The following is a 17,705-nucleotide window of genomic DNA, read 5'->3' as shown; positions in this document are numbered from 1 at the left end:
AATTATAAAATTAATCTTAGTATCTTTAAAAACGTTTCATGAGATAAAAAGTTTTGCTATAAGAACTTTTTATCTCATTTTTAATAGTAATCCAAATAACTTCCCGGAGCCAATATCAGCATTGAAGTTTGTATATACAACTTTGACCAAGTTGGTGGAAATCCGAAGAATAAGAATCAAGCTGTTCCCATTTCAGCATTTTTTCAGTTAACCATATAAAATCGGCTAGTTGGGGCTGAGCAGACTCACCAATAAAGTTCTGTATAATATTTTTTATAAAATAAAATTTGTCTACGTGTATCTCAGCAGAACATTGAAACCGGATAATATTGTAATGAATAAGTAGTTGCCAGATTTGCTGATAATCTTGCATTTGTTTTAATTCATATTGTGCCTTTTGAATAGCCTCGACTAAAGCGGTTAATGTATTTGGATGCTGGCTAGCCCATTCGGCCGTTACTGCCAATACTTTATCGGCGACTTTAGGAATAATGGTTTGGCTTGAAGTAATTATTTTTGAATAACCTTGTAATTCTCCTTGAGTATTCCAAGGCTCACCTGCACAAAAACCATCAATTAAGTGATTAGAAACAGCCTCAACCATATACGGCGGTGGCAGAGTCTTTAATTCAAAGTGCTGGGCGACTTGTTCATCGGCCAGAGCCAGCCATTCTCTTAAACAATAATGATGAAGCGAGTATTTAAAAACCTGCGCTAATTGAATTGGACGTCCCTGTAAGTAAGCTTGCACTACTTTTTGTGCAGATTGTTGTGCTGTATCACTAGAGTTAATATCCAGTTCAAAACACAGTTTCTGGCTTAAACTGATATAAGCCTGATTGGTACTTAATATTAATGGTGTTTGAAAAGGTATCCCTGACTGATCAAGACCTATTGCAGCAGCAGGTAACATTGCAGAAAGACAATGTGCAGCATCGAGAAAACCAAAAGCTAGCCGATCACGCAGACTGGCCCAGGATGGTTCTTTAACCAGCTGGACATTTAAACCAGTTTCTGTAAAAAAGCCACGATATTTGGCCCATAAAATAGCAATACAGTCCAGTAATGGTATATAGCCTAGCTGAATATCTGTTTTTTCAAGCTGTTTCATAACCTAATCCTTTAATCTGGTCTGTAATAATTGCTGTGCGTCAAGAAGCCTTCTTGCCATTTTACCCATGGTCATACGATGGCTCATGGCATTTTTTCTTAACAGGCGAAATGCATCTTCTTCACTGAGATGATGCATTTGCATGAGTAGCACTTTGGCTTTTTCAATATCCTTACGGTCAGCCAGTTTTCCTTCGGTTTCTTTTAAGGCATTAAGCAATTTTCGGTATTTTTTAAACTGTTCAATCGAGATCTGCAAAATACTGTCAAGTTTGGCCGGATCAATCCCATCAACGATATAGGCGGTTACTCCAGCATCGATAGCACTTTTAATCGTATCCTTGTGGCTATTTTTGGTGAAAAGAACAGTAGGCAAATCAAAATGGCTGACACAGTTTTCAATAATATCTCGATGCGGATTTTGTATATCAAGCAGAATTACATCTGCGTGCAACTGCTGCAAATAAGACATATTAGAGTGGTCAATGACAAGACAGGCCACCACATCAAAATGATGTTCCAGCAGAGAAACTCTAATATATTCTGCTCGCTCCAGGTCATCATCGATTAAAACTATTTTAAGTTTTGACATGCAACACTCGGGTTGTGTCTCTAACAATTGTTAAAGATCTAAAGCAATTAGAATGCCAATCTGATATAAAAATTTAAGACACGATGATTAAAATTCAATGGAGAAATACAGAATAAGTGCTCTTTGCTTTAACCCTCTGCACCTTAATAATGCAATTCTTAGATTCGAACCAGTAAACTTATATAAAATTAAAACTATTAAAATTAGTTAATTGATAAAAATTAAATAAAATCAATAGAATATAAAATAATTTTTAAAATTGGCATATTAACTGCATATTACTGAATGGGTCAAAGAAGACTCTCAAAATTTGTAAGACGGCCAACGACGTCCGCTCTGTTCGAATCTGTAAGGTGGCAACACTAACAGACCAGTCCATGCGTTCAGTTCAGGTAGGAGATGGCTTATGTCTTCAAATTTAAATGCTAAAAAAGCAACAAAAATAAGTCTATTTAACTTTAGTACTGCAGCGATGCGGGCCTTCCATATGAGTTGGCTCGCATTTTTTGTCTGCTTCTTTGCCTGGTTTGCCTGTGCACCGCTAATGCCAGTTATTGCAGGAGAGTTTCATCTGACCAAAGACCAGATAGCCAATATTAATATTGCTGCAGTTGCAATCACCATTCTCGTAAGACTCATCGTTGGTCCTTTATGTGATAAATACGGCCCGCGCAAAACTTATACCGCATTACTCATTATTGGCAGTCTTCCAGTCTTTGGAGTAGCCTCTGCCAACAGTTATGAATCCTTTCTGTTCTTTCGTTTACTGATTGGCGCTATTGGTGCCAGCTTTGTAATTACTCAATATCACACCAGCATCATGTTTGCATCCAATGTAGTAGGTACCGCCAATGCTGCCACAGCTGGCTGGGGAAATGCCGGTGGTGGAGCCACTCAGGCGCTCATGCCGCTGCTTCTTGCTGCATTGGTAATGTTTGGAGTTGAACAGACCTTAGGCTGGAGAATTGCGTTAATTGTTCCAGGGATAATGATGATAATTGTTGGGGCATTGTACTGGAAATTTACCCAGGACTGTCCACAAGGTAATTTCAAGGAACTGCGGGCAGCAGGTGTACAGGTCGGAAGCGAGAAAAAAGGTGGCATGGCGATTCTGCTGCATGCGGCACGTAACTATCGGGTCTGGATTTTATTTGGGGCCTATGCAGCCTGTTTCGGAATTGAAATCTTCATACATAACATCGTGGCGATGTATTACGTCGAACACTTCAGCTTCGGCCTTAAAGAAGCCGGTATGGCAGCAGGCATATTTGGCTTGTTGGCATTATTTGCGCGTGCTTTGGGCGGCATTGTATCTGATAAGGTGGCAATTAAAAAGGGACTGGATGGACGTACTAAAGTGCTGTTCGCCATGATTCTGATGGAAGGCCTGTTTTTAATTTTATTCTCGCAAATGAATAGCGCCATGCTTGCCATTCTGGTTATGACCATTTTTGCACTCTTTACCCATATGGCTTGTGGTGCGACTTATGCACTGGTGCCATTTATTGACCGTGATGCTTTAGGAGGCGTGGCAGGCATTATCGGAGCAGGGGGTAATGTTGGTGCAGTCGCAGCAGGCTTCTTGCTTAAAGGTATGCTGGATATACAAACCTGTTTAATGATGCTGGGCGGACTGGTTGTGATTGCCGCAAGCTTTGTACTGATGATTCGTTTTTCGGTCGAACATAAGGCCAAAGAGCAGAAGCTGTTTGAAGATGCTGTTCTTGAGCGCAACAAAACAGCTTGAATCATACAAAAAAGAATAAAGGAGAAAGAATATGAAACTGGTAATAATTGGCCACGGTATGGTCGGACATAAATTTATTGAATCCATGCTTGAGCAGATAGATGACGAAGTTGAAATTACGATTCTGGCAGAAGAGCCGCATCTGGCGTATGACCGTGTTCATTTAACTGAATATTTTAGCGGTAAATCAGCCAAGGATTTAACCCTTTGCCGTACAGACTTCGCCGATGCTTATGGAATTGATCTACGTTTAAGCACTAAAGCCACTGCGATTGATACAATTAGTAAAACAGTGACTACCAATCATGGCGATGTGATTGCGTATGACAAACTGGTTTTAGCCACCGGTTCCTATGCTTTCGTTCCACCGATTCCGGGTAATGATCGTGAAAACTGTTTTGTTTACCGTACGATTGAAGATTTGGACGCGATTCGTGCAGCTAGCCTGAATGCCAAAACGGGTGTGGTGATTGGTGGTGGCCTTTTAGGCCTAGAAGCTGCCAAAGCTCTGCGTGACCTGAATCTGGAAACACATGTTGTAGAATTTGCACCACGTTTGATGGCAGTTCAAATTGATGATCTGGGCGGCAAAGTTTTACGCTCAAAAATCGAAAATCTGGGTGTTCAAGTTCATACCCAAAAAGCGACTTCAGCCATTGAAGAGGGTGTGAATGCCAAGCATGTAATGAAGTTCGGTGATGGTGCAGAACTGGAAACTGACATTATCCTGTTCTCTGCAGGCATCCGTCCACGTGATGAATTGGCACGTCAAAGCGGGCTGGCCATTGGTGAGCGCGGCGGGATCACGATTAATGATTATTGTCAGACCTCCAATCCAGATATTTACGCGATTGGTGAATGTGCGCTGTGGAATAACAAGATTTTTGGTTTGGTCGCTCCGGGCTATGATATGGCGCGTATCGCGGCAAAACATGTACTGGGCCAAGAAAGCCATGCATTTGCTGGCGCAGACATGAGTACCAAGCTGAAACTGATGGGTGTCGATGTCGCATCTGTAGGTGATGCACATGCCATGACTCCAAATGCACTCAGCTATTTCTATGCTGATGAAGCTGCGATGGTTTATAAAAAAATCGTGGTCAATGCAGAAAAAACCAAGTTGCTTGGTGCGGTACTGGTCGGTTGTGCCAAAGAATATAACGACCTGCTGCAAATGATGCTGAATGGTCTAGACATACCGGAAAATCCAGAAAGTCTGATCATGCCAGGCTTGGATCAAGCCACTGCCAAAGCAGGAGGTAGCGGTGTTGATCTACTCCCAGACAGCGCAACCATCTGTTCATGTAATAACGTGTCTAAAGCGGATATCTGTTCTGCAATTGCTGATGGTTCCACTTCACTCGGTGCGCTAAAAAAATGCACCAAAGCGGCAACGGCATGTGGTGGTTGTGCACCGCTGGTAACACAAGTATTAAAATCTGAGTTACAACGTCAAGGCGTAACCGTGAATAACCATTTGTGTGAACACTTCGCTTATTCACGTCAGGAGCTGTATCACCTGGTGCGTGTCAATGAGATCAAAACTTTTGATGATCTGATCCAGCAACACGGTCACGGTCTGGGCTGTGACATCTGTAAGCCAACAGTAGCAAATATTCTGGCTTCTTGCTGGAATGACTTTGTGCTGAAACCAAACCATGCAGGTCTGCAAGACAGTAATGACTACTACCTCGGTAACATTCAAAAAGATGGTACTTACTCCGTGGTACCGCGTATGGCTGGCGGTGAAGTCACACCGGATGGTCTGATCGTGATTGGCCAGATTGCCAAAGAATATGGTCTGTATACCAAACTGACGGGTGGTCAGCGTGTCGATATGTTTGGTGCACAAGTCCATCAATTGCCTGAAATATGGGAAAAACTGATTAATGCTGGTTTTGAATCGGGTCATGCTTATGGCAAGTCATTGCGTACCGTGAAATCTTGTGTCGGTAGTACCTGGTGCCGTTATGGTGTAGATGATTCTGTCGGCTTGGCTATTTTCCTGGAAAACCGTTACAAGGGCCTACGTTCACCACATAAAACCAAAATGGCAGTATCTGGCTGTACTCGTGAATGTGCAGAAGCACAGAGCAAGGATGTGGGCGTCATTGCGACTGAAAAAGGCTGGAACCTATATGTATGCGGCAATGGCGGCATGAAACCGCGCCATGCTGAACTGCTCGCCTCAGATCTGGATACTTCCACACTGATCAAATATATCGACCGTTTCTTCATGTTTTATATTCAGACAGCCGATCGTCTGCAACGTACTTCAGTCTGGCGCGATAATCTGGAAGGTGGTCTGGATTATCTGAAAGATGTCATCGTAAATGATTCACTCGGTTTGGCAGCAGAATTAGAGCGCCGTATGCAGCATGTGGTCGGTACCTATCAGGATGAATGGCGTACTGCAATTGAAGATCCTGAAGTTCGTAAACGTTTCAAAACCTTTATTAATGCCAAAGCTGAACAGCAAAACGACCCACATATCCAGTTTACAGAAGTTCGCGGCCAGATTCGTCCAAAAACAAAAGCTGAACGTGATGCAAACCGTATTGTAGTAGTGGAAGCCTGATTCAAATAACAAAGGAGCAAGAAGATGACTATTTTTAAAGACATGAATGAACTAAATTGGGTAGAAGTGTGTGCACTGGACGACATCACCCCAAATACTGGTGTAGCAGCATTAGTAGAAGATCAATCAATTGCGATCTTCCGTGTAGGATCAGAAAAACGGGTATATGCGCTGAGCAACCAGGACCCATTTAGTAAGGCTTTTGTGATGTCACGCGGCATCATTGGTGATTTACAAGGTGAGCGCGTCGTCGCTTCACCCATTTATAAGCAGCATTTCAGTCTGGCGACGGGCCGTTGTCTGGAAGATAAAGACCAGAAACTGCTGGTATTCCCAAGCAAAATTGAAAATGGCAAGGTATCCATCAGCCCTGTGCCACAAAAAACCTATATTACCAATAACGGTATTTCACCTGAAAAAATGAAGCTAGTACTGGTCGGTAATGGTTTGGCGGGTATGCGTTGTCTGGAAGACCTGTTGGATATGGCACCAGACCATTATGAAATTACCGTGATTGGCGAAGAACCGTGGGGTAACTACAACCGTATCATGCTATCACCAGTACTTTCGGGTGAGAAAACCATTGATGACATTATGCTGCATCCGCATGCCTGGTATGCCGACAAAGGCATTCGCCTGATTGCCGGTGATCCGGCAGTCCGCATTGACCGTCCGCGTAAGCATGTTTATACCGAAAAAGGTGAAGTAATCAGTTATGACCGCCTGATTCTTGCCACCGGTTCTAAACCATTCATTCCACCAATTCCAGGTAGTGATTTAAAAGGCGTACTCAGTTTCCGTAATATTTATGACGTCAACCAGATGCTGGCCTATTGCAAGACTAAAAAAAATGCGGTGATCATAGGCGGTGGTTTGCTTGGTCTAGAAGCAGCATATGGACTTAAACAGCAGGGCATGCATGTTACTGTGCTGCACCTGATGGACCGTATCATGGACCGTCAGTTGGACATCAAAGCCAGCCAAATGCTGAAAACAACGATTGAACGAAAAGGCATTCGTATTCTGACTGAAGCCAATACTGAATGTCTGATCGGTGAAGAGGGTCACGTGACTCAAGTCAAACTCAAAGATGGCACTGTGCTGGATGCTGATCTGGTGGTATTCGCTGTGGGGATTCGTCCAAACATGAGCTTGGCGCAAAGTGCAGGTCTGAGGTGCAACCGCGGTGTATTGGTGAATGACACCATGCAGACTTTTGATCCGAGTATTTATGCTGTAGGCGAATGCATCGAGCACCGTGGTCAAACCTTTGGTCTGGTTGAACCATTATGGGGCCAGGCATTTATTTGTGCATCGCATCTGGCCGAGCATGGCAGCCTAATCTTCAAAGCTCCCACTGTTCCGACTCAGCTCAAAGTCAGTGGTTGTGATGTATTCTCGGCAGGTGACTTTGAGCCGAAAGATGATTTTGAAGATATCATATTAAATGATGAAAAACGTCAGATCTACAAGCGCATTATTATTCAAAAGGATAAAGTGATTGGTGCAGTGTTGTTTGGCGACACTGAAGACGGCGCATGGTATGCGGAACTAATTGCAGATCAAACCCCAATTACAAATATTCGCAACAAGCTGCTTTTTGGTCGGGATTTTGCATTAAAGAAAGCAGGTTAAAAAATCAATTTGTCATGGAAAAACAGGATATGCGAAATGTTATCCGCAACTGTTTAAGCCAAGACAACATAAGAAAATGAATGTTTCTGCAAGCTTTTTGATAAATGATGGATTAAGGCGATTTTTACGGATGACAATAGTTTTGCCTATTTCTCCCGAAAGAAAAGTAGGTGGAACCAAAGGTTCATCCAGAAAAATGAGTCGAATTGAAAAGACACCGTTGTAATGAACCCCCTTTTAAAAGAATTAAATAGCCCGTTACAAAACTTAAGGAGCATCCATGAACAGTATTCCCATTGTGGAACTTGAAAGCTCTACAGACTTAAAAACAATAACTACGCAAACGACCTGTCCATACTGCGGCGTGGGCTGTGGAGTAACGGCACATGTGACGCCAACACCATCAGGACTGAAAGTAGCGATAGAAGGCGATGTCAATCATCCTGCTAATTATGGCAAGCTCTGCATTAAAGGCAGTAATCTGGCAGATACTTTGGGACTGGAAACCCGTGTCCTAGAACCGATAATCGGGCGTAAAGATCAGCAAGAAATCACTAGCTGGGATACTGCGACTTCTATTATTTCCAAAAAATTCCAGCAATGTATTGATCAATATGGTCGTGACAGTATTGCCTTCTATGTATCGGGCCAATTACTAACTGAAGACTATTATGTCGTCAATAAATTTGTTAAAGGCTATCTCGGTACAGCCAATATCGATACCAACTCACGACTTTGCATGTCATCGGCAGTTGCCGCACATAAACGCGTCTTTGGTGAGGATATTGTCCCTGCGAGTTATGAGGATTTTGAACATACCGATATGGTAGTACTAGTGGGTTCCAATACTGCATGGTGCCATCCAGTTTTATATCAACGCATCATGCAAGCCAAAGAACAGCGTAACCTGTTTGTAGTCGTAGTTGATCCCCGCTTTACCAGCACCTGTGAAGCTGCGGACTTGCATTTGCCGATTTTACCCGGACAAGATGTGGCACTGTTTAATGGTTTATTGCAGTATCTCTGGAAAAATGGTCACGCAGACCATAAATTTATTGCTCAATATACACAAGGCCTAGAACAGACTTTAGTACAGAGTGAAACTGAATCTTCCATTGAAGCAGTGGCTCAGCGTACTGACATTACTGCTGATAAACTGCGAAACTTTTATGAGAAATTTGCCCAAACTGAAAAAGTTATGACCTTATTTTCAATGGGAGTTAATCAGTCTTCTCAAGGAGTAAACAAGGCTAATAGTATTAGCAACTGCCATTTATTGACGGGGAAAATTGGCAAACTGGGTGCCGCACCATTTTCTATGACCGGACAGCCGAATGCGATGGGCGGGCGTGAAGTGGGTGGACTGGCCAACATGCTGGCAGCCCATCTGGAGCTGGAAAATGAAAGCCATCAGCAACTGGTGCAAAATTTCTGGCAAAGTCCCTATATTGCCAAGCAGGCAGGGCTAAAAGCCGTTGATTTATTTCAGGCAGTTGAAAGCGGCAAGATTAAAGCAATCTGGATCATGGCGACCAATCCAGTTGTGAGCATGCCGGATGCCGATCAGGTCAAACGAGCTCTGGAAAAATGTGACTTTGTGGTAGTGTCGGAGATTTGCCAAAATACGGATACCACACAATATGCCGATGTCTTGTTACCTGCACTTGGTTGGGGTGAAAGAGACGGAACCGTGACTAATTCGGAACGTCGTATTTCTAGACAGCGAGCTTTTTTAGATATACCAGGGCAAGCCAAAGCTGACTGGTGGGCCATCAGTCAGGTGGCTCAAAAAATGGGATTTAGTGGTTTTGATTTTAATAACAGCCACGACATTTTTCTGGAACATGCCCGATTATCTGCCGAACAAAATTCTCATTTAAGTCAGCGATCTGAAACACCATATTTCCGTTATTTCAATTTAAAGGGTTTAACCGATTTAAGCTTGGCTGAGTACAATGAGCTAAAACCAGTGCAGTGGCCAGTGTGGAGCAAAGATCAGGCAGATGATTTAGTCACTCGACTATATAGCCAAGGTCAGTTTAGCCATGCCGATGGCAAAGCTAAATTTATTGCGGTCTCTGCAGTAGATCCAGTTTATCCAATCTGTAGTGAATTTCCTTTAATTTTAAATACTGGCCGGATCCGAGATCAATGGCATACCATGAGCCGTACCGGACTCTCTGCCAATTTAAGTACACACCGTGCTGAACCGTATTGTGAAATCCATCCGCATGATGCCTTGAAATACGGGATTAAAGATGACGAGCTGGTAGAAGTTAAATCCAGATGGGGAAATTGTGTTTTACGTGCAATGGTCAGTGACAATATTCGCCGTGGACAGGTCTTTGCACCGATTCACTGGAATGACCAGGTGGCCTCTGACGCCAGGATCGGCAAGATCGTGAATCCGGTAGTCGATGCTATTTCCGGTGAGCCAGAATTTAAACACACACCAGTGCTCATACAACCCTTTCATATTCAGTGGCAAGGCGTATTTTATGTACGTCAGGGTTTTGAAAAAACCGTGCAATCGTCTATTGAAAATATGGTTTGGTGGGTAAAGATCACCACCACCAAAGCTCTCCGTTATGAACTGGCAGATCGTCAAAAATTCGCTCATACTACTGAGCATTTAAAAGAATTATTCCCATTTCAGGATGAAAGTTTTGAATGGCTAAATCTTGAAGATCAAACTGCTCACATCAGCCATACTGTAGTACTGAAAGAAGGTCACTTAATTGCCAGCCTGTATATTGCACCGAAGGCTTTATTACCAGACCGGGACTGGATAGCCAACCTGTTTAAACGTGAACGTTTAAGTGCCATGCATCGTAAAGCCTTACTCGCCGGGCAGCCAATGTCCATGGTGAATAATGAAGGTCCCTTGGTGTGTAGCTGTTTTAAAGTCGGTAAAAACCGCATTATTGAAACCATTAAAACTAAAAATATTATGGATGAAAAACAGATAACTGCATGTTTAAAAGCTGGAGGAAATTGCGGTTCATGTCTGCCTGAAATCCGTGGTCTGATTAAAGCATGCCAAATGGAGATAGTAGGATGAAAAAAGGAAGCAAGAGAGAAAATAATAAAACAGTTTATCCGCGTACTGATCTGGTGATACTAGCCGGTGGACAGGCCAGACGGATGAATGGCATCAACAAACTGTTGCAGAAATTTGATGAACAGATTCAGCTGATTAAAATTTATCAACAACTGAAACCAAATATTGCACAGGTCTGGATCAATAGTCATCGTGACTATTCCATTTATCAAAAAATTATTCCAAATATTTATTATTATCAGGATGATGAGACCGGTTTTCAGGGGCCATTAATGGGCATGAAAAGTGCTTGGTCGCATGTGCAATCAGACTATGTGCTATTTGTACCCTGCGATGTAACCTATATCCCATCCAAAGTACTGCTCAAGCTACATGTGGCTCTAGCTAAAAATAATCTGGCAGAAGTCGCTTATGTCGAAATCAATGGTAAGCCACTTTATCCATTTTGTCTGGTCAAGCGCAGCAGCTTGGTAACCCTGAATTTACATATTGAACAAGAACAGCGCAGTCTTAAACACTGTTTTAGTGATTTGCACGCTCAAGTTGCATGTTTTAAAAATCATGCCCTATTTTTTCACAGTATTAATTCGCTGGATGAGCTGCAACAGTATCAGCAGCTCAAATTTCTGCACTAAAACTGAATATTTTTCTTTTAGCGCAAAGTTGGAACACTTATTGCAAACCTGATTATTACAAGATTGAGCAATGCAGGTATCAAGCATTGCAGATGCGCATAACCAGCCCGCAGTCTGAAGATGGATATTCAACATGAAGACGATGACACAGCTTGAAAACGTTGCATTATTTGTCGACCAGTTTGGCCGCAGCAAGCGCAAGCTACGTATTTCAGTGACTGATCGCTGCAATTTTAAGTGTGTCTACTGTATGCCAGAACATCCTGAATGGATGAAAAAACAAGACCTGCTCAGTTTTGAAGAGTTATATCAATTCTGTGATTTTATGGTTCGTCATGGTATAGAAGCTATCCGCATTACTGGTGGTGAACCCTTAATGCGGCAGGGAGTAGTGCATTTCGTTGAACAGCTTCAAGCTCTAAGAAAGCTGGGCCTAAAGCGTATTTCGATGACCACTAATGGACACTACCTCAAGCAATATGCAGATAACTTAAAACAGGCCGGGCTGGATGATTTGAATATCAGTCTGGATAGCTTGAATAACAAGCAGTTCAAGCAGTTGACCCAAAAAGATTTAACACCCGTTTTGGAAGGAATTCAGGCAGTCAAAGCTGCTGGCTTACCGATCAAGATCAATTGTGTATTGATGAACGGAATCAATGACCATCAAATTCTGCCTTTGGCACGCTGGTCGGTTCAGCAAAAAATTATGCTGCGTTTTATTGAATTTATGCCCTTGGATGGGGATAGAAAATGGTCTACGGAACATGTGGTCAGTGAAAAATATATTTTAGAAACCTTGGCGACTGAATTTACTCTCACCGAAAAAAACAATGACTCTGCACAGTCAGGTTCGGAACCTGCAAGACAGTATTTGATTGATGGCCATCCGATTGGAATTATCTCGACCATTACCAATTCATTTTGTGGCAGCTGTGACCGGTTACGGTTGACAGCACAAGGTGAATTTTATAACTGCCTGTTTGCACCACAAGGTTTGAATATTAAAAATGAAATCCGCTCTCTGGGTTCTTCTTTACCTTTGGGTGAAGTGAATTTATACAGCATTTTATCTCCATACATCTGGAACAAAGAACAAGGCTTTTACGCTATAGCACAGCGTTTAAAAAGTCAGAATATGAACCAAAACAGCCGCAAGATTAGCATGCATATGATAGGAGGCTAAGATGTCACAAATCAAAATCAGAATTGAAGCCTTCGGTGCGGTAGAACGGCAGTTACCGCAAAATTTCGAAATTATCTGCAAATCTCAAAGTACAGTTTCTCAGATATTGGATCAGGTGGGACATAACTATCCTGAAGCCCTTGCCATAATGGAACGCTGTGCCTGTGCAATTGGTGAAGATATTATTTCACGTCAGACTTCACTCACTACTGACAGCACGCTGGTACTACTTTCACCTGTAGCAGGAGGTTGAAATGGACGAATACAAACGGTTTCCCCGGATTCAGGAGGCTGCTTTAAAGCTGGAAATTTTTGATCTGATCCAGTCTTTTCCTGAATGTGGTGGGATTGGAGTATTTATCGGTACGGTTCGGAATCACCATGAAGGCAAAGCAGTAAAAGCACTAAAATATACTGCCTATACACCCGTTGCAGAAAAAATGATTAGTCAGATTGAACAGGAAATTCAGGTTAAATACGGCGTATCTTATGTACGTGTAATACACCGGATTGGGACACTGGAGATTGGTGAAAAAGCCATTATTGCCATTGCTTATGCAGCACATCGCCGGGAAGCCTTCGCAGCCTGTGAAGAAGCAGTAGAACGGGTCAAACATGAGGTACCGGTCTGGAAAGAAGAGTTCTATATAGATGGCAGTAGCCAATATGTTGAGGGTTGCTGTATCCGTAAAGATGAAACAGACCTTAGTCATGCACATCATCATCCAGAACATTCAGCCGAAAAGCATCAGCATTGCCGTCACACCAAAGAGAACACTCCATTGATTTATCAATGGCCGCTATAAGCTAGAACTGAAAATACGCTTGTTTAAAGAAAGAATGAACCACAGGAATAGGCAATGAAAAATGTCGGGATGAAAGCAGAAAGTTACCGTACTGCAGTGGCCACAGGAATTCTGCATGCTCCGCCACATTGTATTGAATTATTACGCAATGGTAATACTGAAAAAGGTGATGCTCTCAAGACGGCTCGCATTGCAGGAATTCTGGCAGCTAAACGTACCGATGAGCTCATTCCACTATGTCATCCATTACCCATTTACCGGGCTGACGTAGAATATAAACTGTTTGATACGCATGTTGAAATTATTGCGATAGTTGAAACCATAGGCCCAACGGGTGTGGAAATGGAAGCTTTAACGGCAGTCAGTCTGGCCGGTTTAACACTGTATGATATGTTAAAGCCTCATTGTGAACCAGAAGATTTATCACTGGATCAATGCAAGTTACAAAAGAAAAAAGGGGGGAAATCACATTTTACCCGCGTTTTAAAAAACAGCTTGCCTGCTTCTATCATTGTATTGTCAGACACGGTTGCTGCCGGTAAAAAGCCGGATACAGCAGGGCAAAATGTCCTGGAAATATTACAGGAAGCTAATTTCGCAAATATTGCCTATCAGATCATTCCGGACAATCCTGAACAGTTACTGGCACTGGTTGAACAACAGAAAAATGATTATCCACTCATTTTAACGGTAGGCGGAACAGGACTCGGCCCTAAAGATTTAACTGTTGAAACCTTACAGCCTTTATTAAAGCGGGAAATACCCGGCTTGATGGAAGCTTCACGCAATTTTGGTCAGAAACGTACGCCCTATGCTGCTTTAAGTCGTGGTGTCGCTGGTTATATCGAGAATAGTCTGATCATGACTTTACCAGGCAGCCGTCAAGGTGCCAAAGAATCTTTGATTGCAGTTTTACCCGCTTTGATCCATCTGTTTGATGTGCAAAAAAATATTCCACATCAGGGAGGGTATCAATGAATACTATCAGCTCAAGGTGTGGTGCTGAACATGGCCTGATCAGTGTAGATCAGGCATTGGATCGCATTTTGCAACATGTGCAGCCCTTAGATACTGAGAAACTTGAATTACAGAACGCCTTAAATCGCTATCTGGCTGAAAATATCTATTCTTCAATCAATTTACCCTTATTTTCACAAAGTGCAGTCGATGGGTATGCCATCTGTGCCAAAAAAGCGATTGAACCGGAAAGTGAATTCCAGCTCATCGGTGAAATTCGGGCCGGTCAGCAGGTCGAAGTACAACTCCAGGCAGAGCAGGCAGTCCGAATTTTTACTGGGGCCAAAATTCCATCTGGAACTACTACAGTGGCGCGTCAGGAAATAGTTGAGCTAATCAATTCATCCAGAATTAAAATCATCGAAAACCTAAAAGCTAATATTGATATCCGGGATGTAGGCGAAGAAATTGTAGCAGGACAATTATTGGCAAATGAAGGTCAGCAATTGTCTGTCGGAGTAATTGCTTCCTTAAGCATGGCAGGGATCAATACCGTTGAAGTCTTTCAATATCCTAAAGTTGCCATAGTTATTTCAGGAGATGAAGTTGCTGAAAGTGTAGAGGACTTTGCAGCAGGAAAAATTTTTGATGCCAATGGACCCTTGATTAAGGCATGGTTTCAGCAGGCAGGGCAGCAAGTAGAAATCTTTCATATTGCTGATACCAAAGAGGCTGTACAGGCACTCATCCAGAAATTATTGTCAAGTTATGACCTGATTTTAACCACTGGCGGTGTATCGGTGGGAGATTATGATTTTATTCGTCCAGTTGCTTTAGAGTCAGGTTTTGAACAGATTTTCTGGAAAGTAAAACAGAAGCCGGGTAAACCCATATTCTTTGCGTACTTACAGCGTAATGACAAGTCCGCTTGTTATCTGCTAGGGCTACCGGGCAATCCTGCAGCGGTTTATGTAGGTATGCAAGTCTATACTTCCACTTTATTAAACGTTTTACAAGGTCAAAAAAATCAGCCGAGCTGGTTTAATGCGGTACTGAGCCATGATCTAAAAATGGATGCCAGAGAACGTTTTTTAAGAATGTACGCAAGCTTTGATGATTCGGTTTTAACAGTTAAGAGTTTGTCCAGGCAGCAATCACATATGTTGAGTAATTTAATGCAGGCTAATTGTCTGGTACGGGTTCCGGCAGAACGAAACCTGAGTCAAGGCGATATGGTTCAAGGCTTATTTATTCAGTAATAAGGAAAATGCACATGAAAAAAATCCTGTTTTCTTATATGTGCCTGACACTGACATTTTCCTCTACACAGGCCGGTACGGTTAAGATCTATGCAGCGGCCAGCCTAAACAATGCCATGACTGAAATCGCTAAAATTTATCAGGCTCAATATCCACAAACTAAAATTGTCACAGTATTTGGTGGCTCTTCAACTCTGGCTAAACAGATTGAAGCCGGAGCCAGTAGTGATCTATTTTTTTCAGCAGATCAGGAGTGGATGGCTTATCTGGTCAGAAAAAATAAAATTCATGCGGATCAAGTGAGGCCTTTATTGGGTAATCAGCTGGTTATGATTAGCCCCAAATACCTACATATTCCATTCAAGCCGCAGCCGGACTTTAAAATAGCTAAAGTTTTTAATGGATATTTGTGTACAGCACAGATGGAGACTGTTCCCGCAGGCAAATACGCTAAACAGGCCTTGACCAGATTACGCTGGCTGAATGATTTGAAAGGGCGCATTGTAGGTACAGATGATGTACGTTCTACGCTGACCTTTGTAGAACGGGGAGAATGTAAACTGGGAATCGTGTACAAGACAGATGCTTTGATCAGTCAAAAAGTAAAAATCCTAGGAATCTTTCCTGAGCATTTGCATAATCCTGTTATTTATCCGCTTGCCTTGACCAAGGCAGGAAGTAACAGCCCTGAAGCGGTACGATTCCAAAAGTTTATTGTAGAGTCAATACAGTCAAAAACTATATTTCATCACTACGGCTTTTCGCTTAAACCTTAAGGATAATCATGTTCGGACCAGAAGAGCTGAGTGCACTTTATTTATCAGCCAAAGTTGGCCTGTTTGCAACGCTGGTCTGTTTACCGTTTGCTATTGCATTAGCCTGGTACTTGGCTCGTTATGAATTTCGTTTAAAATTTATGGTTGAAGCCTTATTACAGCTCCCGATGGTCTTGCCGCCTGTTGTATTAGGTTATCTGTTACTTATACTATTTGGTCAGCAAGGGCTGATCGGTCAATATCTGCATATTCTTGGACTGGAACTGGCCTTTAACTGGAAAGGTGCCGTGCTGGCTTCAATGGTAGTCGCATTTCCATTAATGGTACAGCCAATCCGCCTGTCTTTTCAGTTAATGAACCGGCAGTTAGAACATATAGCAGGTACACTTGGCGCTACACCTGTTCAGGTCTTTTACAGTATTAGTCTACCTTTGGCCTTACCCGGCATGATCATTGGCAGTATTTTATGTTTTAGCCGGAGTCTCGGAGAGTTTGGCGCGACCATTACTTTTGTAGGCAATATTCCTGGTGAGACCCGTACTGTGCCTATTGCTATATATTCTTTTTTACAGCAGCCCAATGGTGAAGAAATGGCTCTGCGGCTGGTGATGTTATCTCTGGTACTGGCTTTTTCAGCCCTCATCGCCAATTACTTCATTTTACAGAAATACCAGAAAAAACTGGAGGGGTGATATGCTCAAATGCAAATTTCACTATCAACAGCCAGGGTTCAGATTAGATGTAAACCTGACCATGCAACAGCAGGTATTGGGGATTGTGGGAGCATCAGGAAGCGGGAAAACAACATTCTTAAAAAACATTATAGGTTTATTATCTCCGGTAGAAGGCCAGATTGTCTTTAAAGAAACTACTTTGCTCGATACAGTAGAGAATGTGAACCTTCCTACTCATCAGAGACATATTGCTCTGATATTTCAACATGCCTTATTATTTCCCCATATGAATGTATTACAAAATCTGCATTACGCGAAAAAATTCTCAAAAACAGTCCATCAAAAAATTAGCCTTGAACATATAGTTGACTTACTTGAATTAAAAAAATTACTCCAGCGTAAATCTCACCAACTTTCGGGCGGTGAAGCACAGCGGGTATCAATAGGTCGGGCTCTGCTTTCATCTCCAGACTTGCTGCTTCTTGATGAACCTCTAAGCGGCTTAGATCAGCAATTAAAACAGCAGGTTTTACCCTTTCTTAAACAATTGCAAAGCCATATTGAACTCCCAATGATCTATGTTACTCATCATCCGGCAGAACTGGATTTTTTAGAGGCAGATACCATAATGCTACAGCAGTACAAACCGAACTGTTCCATGTTAACCGGCCCATAAGCAGATATTTTTT

The 17,705-nt window shown here is 42.4% G+C and carries 15 protein-coding genes; 13 read left to right on the top strand and 2 right to left on the bottom strand.

The window, feature by feature from the left end; translation table 11 throughout:
• Window positions 1-115 precede the first annotated feature (115 nt).
• Both AC0VYT_RS06950 and AC0VYT_RS06945 read right to left on the bottom strand, forming a co-directional pair.
• Complete coding sequence (locus tag AC0VYT_RS06950; RefSeq protein ID WP_005014206.1) at window positions 116-1,111, bottom strand: ABC transporter substrate-binding protein; 996 nt, start codon at window positions 1,109-1,111, stop codon at window positions 116-118.
• 3 nt (window positions 1,112-1,114) lie between these two features.
• Entirely contained in the window at window positions 1,115-1,702 is a 588-nt protein-coding gene (locus AC0VYT_RS06945; RefSeq protein WP_005014207.1) for an ANTAR domain-containing response regulator, read from the bottom strand.
• Window positions 1,703-2,108: 406 nt separating this feature from the next.
• Here AC0VYT_RS06945 and AC0VYT_RS06940 point away from each other — a divergent pair, with 406 nt between their 5' ends.
• The 13 genes from AC0VYT_RS06940 to AC0VYT_RS06880 all read left to right on the top strand — a co-directional run bounded on the left by AC0VYT_RS06940 (window position 2,109) and on the right by AC0VYT_RS06880 (window position 17,692).
• Window positions 2,109-3,449, top strand: coding sequence for an MFS transporter (locus tag AC0VYT_RS06940; protein ID WP_005014208.1), 1,341 nt, complete (start codon window positions 2,109-2,111; stop codon window positions 3,447-3,449).
• Window positions 3,450-3,480: 31 nt separating this feature from the next.
• The gene (nirB, locus tag AC0VYT_RS06935) at window positions 3,481-6,027 is read left to right on the top strand and encodes a nitrite reductase large subunit NirB (protein ID WP_005014209.1); all 2,547 of its coding nucleotides are present in this window, start codon (window positions 3,481-3,483) and stop codon (window positions 6,025-6,027) included.
• 24 nt (window positions 6,028-6,051) lie between these two features.
• Window positions 6,052-7,662, top strand: a complete 1,611-nt coding sequence (gene nirD / locus AC0VYT_RS06930) for a nitrite reductase small subunit NirD (RefSeq protein ID WP_005014214.1) — start codon at window positions 6,052-6,054, stop codon at window positions 7,660-7,662.
• A 280-nt stretch (window positions 7,663-7,942) separates the two neighbouring features.
• Window positions 7,943-10,723: a nitrate reductase gene (locus AC0VYT_RS06925; protein ID WP_005014216.1), complete on the top strand. Its 2,781-nt coding sequence runs from the start codon at window positions 7,943-7,945 to the stop codon at window positions 10,721-10,723.
• Window positions 10,720-11,358: a molybdenum cofactor guanylyltransferase gene (gene mobA, locus AC0VYT_RS06920; RefSeq protein WP_005014217.1), complete on the top strand. Its 639-nt coding sequence runs from the start codon at window positions 10,720-10,722 to the stop codon at window positions 11,356-11,358. The genes AC0VYT_RS06925 and mobA overlap by 4 nt, the downstream gene beginning before the upstream one ends.
• Before the next feature lie 133 nt (window positions 11,359-11,491).
• Window positions 11,492-12,544 carry a GTP 3',8-cyclase MoaA gene (gene moaA, locus AC0VYT_RS06915; protein WP_005014218.1) on the top strand — a complete coding sequence of 351 codons (1,053 nt, stop codon included), beginning with the start codon at window positions 11,492-11,494 and terminating at the stop codon, window positions 12,542-12,544.
• Between the two features lies 1 nt (window position 12,545).
• The gene (locus tag AC0VYT_RS06910; protein ID WP_005014220.1) at window positions 12,546-12,797 is read left to right on the top strand and encodes a MoaD/ThiS family protein; all 252 of its coding nucleotides are present in this window, start codon (window positions 12,546-12,548) and stop codon (window positions 12,795-12,797) included.
• A gap of 1 nt (window position 12,798) precedes the next feature.
• Complete coding sequence (locus AC0VYT_RS06905; RefSeq protein ID WP_005014222.1) at window positions 12,799-13,350, top strand: molybdenum cofactor biosynthesis protein MoaE; 552 nt, start codon at window positions 12,799-12,801, stop codon at window positions 13,348-13,350.
• A 54-nt stretch (window positions 13,351-13,404) separates the two neighbouring features.
• Window positions 13,405-14,328 carry a bifunctional molybdenum cofactor biosynthesis protein MoaC/MoaB gene (gene moaCB / locus AC0VYT_RS06900; RefSeq protein ID WP_005014224.1) on the top strand — a complete coding sequence of 308 codons (924 nt, stop codon included), beginning with the start codon at window positions 13,405-13,407 and terminating at the stop codon, window positions 14,326-14,328.
• Window positions 14,325-15,566 (top strand): molybdopterin molybdotransferase MoeA, encoded by a 1,242-nt coding sequence (locus AC0VYT_RS06895; RefSeq protein ID WP_005014225.1) that lies wholly within the window; start codon window positions 14,325-14,327, stop codon window positions 15,564-15,566. Before moaCB ends, AC0VYT_RS06895 begins: the two co-directional genes overlap by 4 nt.
• A gap of 14 nt (window positions 15,567-15,580) precedes the next feature.
• Complete coding sequence (gene modA / locus AC0VYT_RS06890) at window positions 15,581-16,342, top strand: molybdate ABC transporter substrate-binding protein (RefSeq protein ID WP_005014230.1); 762 nt, start codon at window positions 15,581-15,583, stop codon at window positions 16,340-16,342.
• A gap of 8 nt (window positions 16,343-16,350) precedes the next feature.
• Window positions 16,351-17,034, top strand: coding sequence for a molybdate ABC transporter permease subunit (modB, locus tag AC0VYT_RS06885; RefSeq protein WP_005014232.1), 684 nt, complete (start codon window positions 16,351-16,353; stop codon window positions 17,032-17,034).
• 1 nt (window position 17,035) lies between these two features.
• Window positions 17,036-17,692: an ATP-binding cassette domain-containing protein gene (locus AC0VYT_RS06880; RefSeq protein ID WP_005014233.1), complete on the top strand. Its 657-nt coding sequence runs from the start codon at window positions 17,036-17,038 to the stop codon at window positions 17,690-17,692.
• Window positions 17,693-17,705: the final 13 nt, after the last annotated feature.

The sequence above is a fragment of the Acinetobacter sp. QJM3NY_42 genome (genome assembly GCF_056173745.1).
Note: the sequence above shows the minus strand (reverse complement) of the source record. Positions and strands in the feature narration are given on the sequence as shown.

Excerpts from the sequence above, each read along its gene's own strand:
- AC0VYT_RS06905 (WP_005014222.1), top strand. The coding sequence starts at position 12,799 with ATGGACGAATACAAACGGTTTCCCCGGATTCAGGAGGCTGCTTTAAAG.
- AC0VYT_RS06880 (WP_005014233.1), top strand. The coding sequence starts at position 17,036 with ATGCTCAAATGCAAATTTCACTATCAACAGCCAGGGTTCAGATTAGAT.
- nirB (WP_005014209.1), top strand. The coding sequence starts at position 3,481 with ATGAAACTGGTAATAATTGGCCACGGTATGGTCGGACATAAATTTATT.
- AC0VYT_RS06950 (WP_005014206.1), bottom strand. The coding sequence starts at position 1,111 with ATGAAACAGCTTGAAAAAACAGATATTCAGCTAGGCTATATACCATTA.
- modB (WP_005014232.1), top strand. The coding sequence starts at position 16,351 with ATGTTCGGACCAGAAGAGCTGAGTGCACTTTATTTATCAGCCAAAGTT.
- AC0VYT_RS06925 (WP_005014216.1), top strand. The coding sequence starts at position 7,943 with ATGAACAGTATTCCCATTGTGGAACTTGAAAGCTCTACAGACTTAAAA.
- moaCB (WP_005014224.1), top strand. The coding sequence starts at position 13,405 with ATGAAAAATGTCGGGATGAAAGCAGAAAGTTACCGTACTGCAGTGGCC.
- AC0VYT_RS06910 (WP_005014220.1), top strand. The coding sequence starts at position 12,546 with ATGTCACAAATCAAAATCAGAATTGAAGCCTTCGGTGCGGTAGAACGG.
- AC0VYT_RS06895 (WP_005014225.1), top strand. The coding sequence starts at position 14,325 with ATGAATACTATCAGCTCAAGGTGTGGTGCTGAACATGGCCTGATCAGT.
- AC0VYT_RS06945 (WP_005014207.1), bottom strand. The coding sequence starts at position 1,702 with ATGTCAAAACTTAAAATAGTTTTAATCGATGATGACCTGGAGCGAGCA.
- nirD (WP_005014214.1), top strand. The coding sequence starts at position 6,052 with ATGACTATTTTTAAAGACATGAATGAACTAAATTGGGTAGAAGTGTGT.
- AC0VYT_RS06940 (WP_005014208.1), top strand. The coding sequence starts at position 2,109 with ATGTCTTCAAATTTAAATGCTAAAAAAGCAACAAAAATAAGTCTATTT.
- moaA (WP_005014218.1), top strand. The coding sequence starts at position 11,492 with ATGAAGACGATGACACAGCTTGAAAACGTTGCATTATTTGTCGACCAG.
- mobA (WP_005014217.1), top strand. The coding sequence starts at position 10,720 with ATGAAAAAAGGAAGCAAGAGAGAAAATAATAAAACAGTTTATCCGCGT.
- modA (WP_005014230.1), top strand. The coding sequence starts at position 15,581 with ATGAAAAAAATCCTGTTTTCTTATATGTGCCTGACACTGACATTTTCC.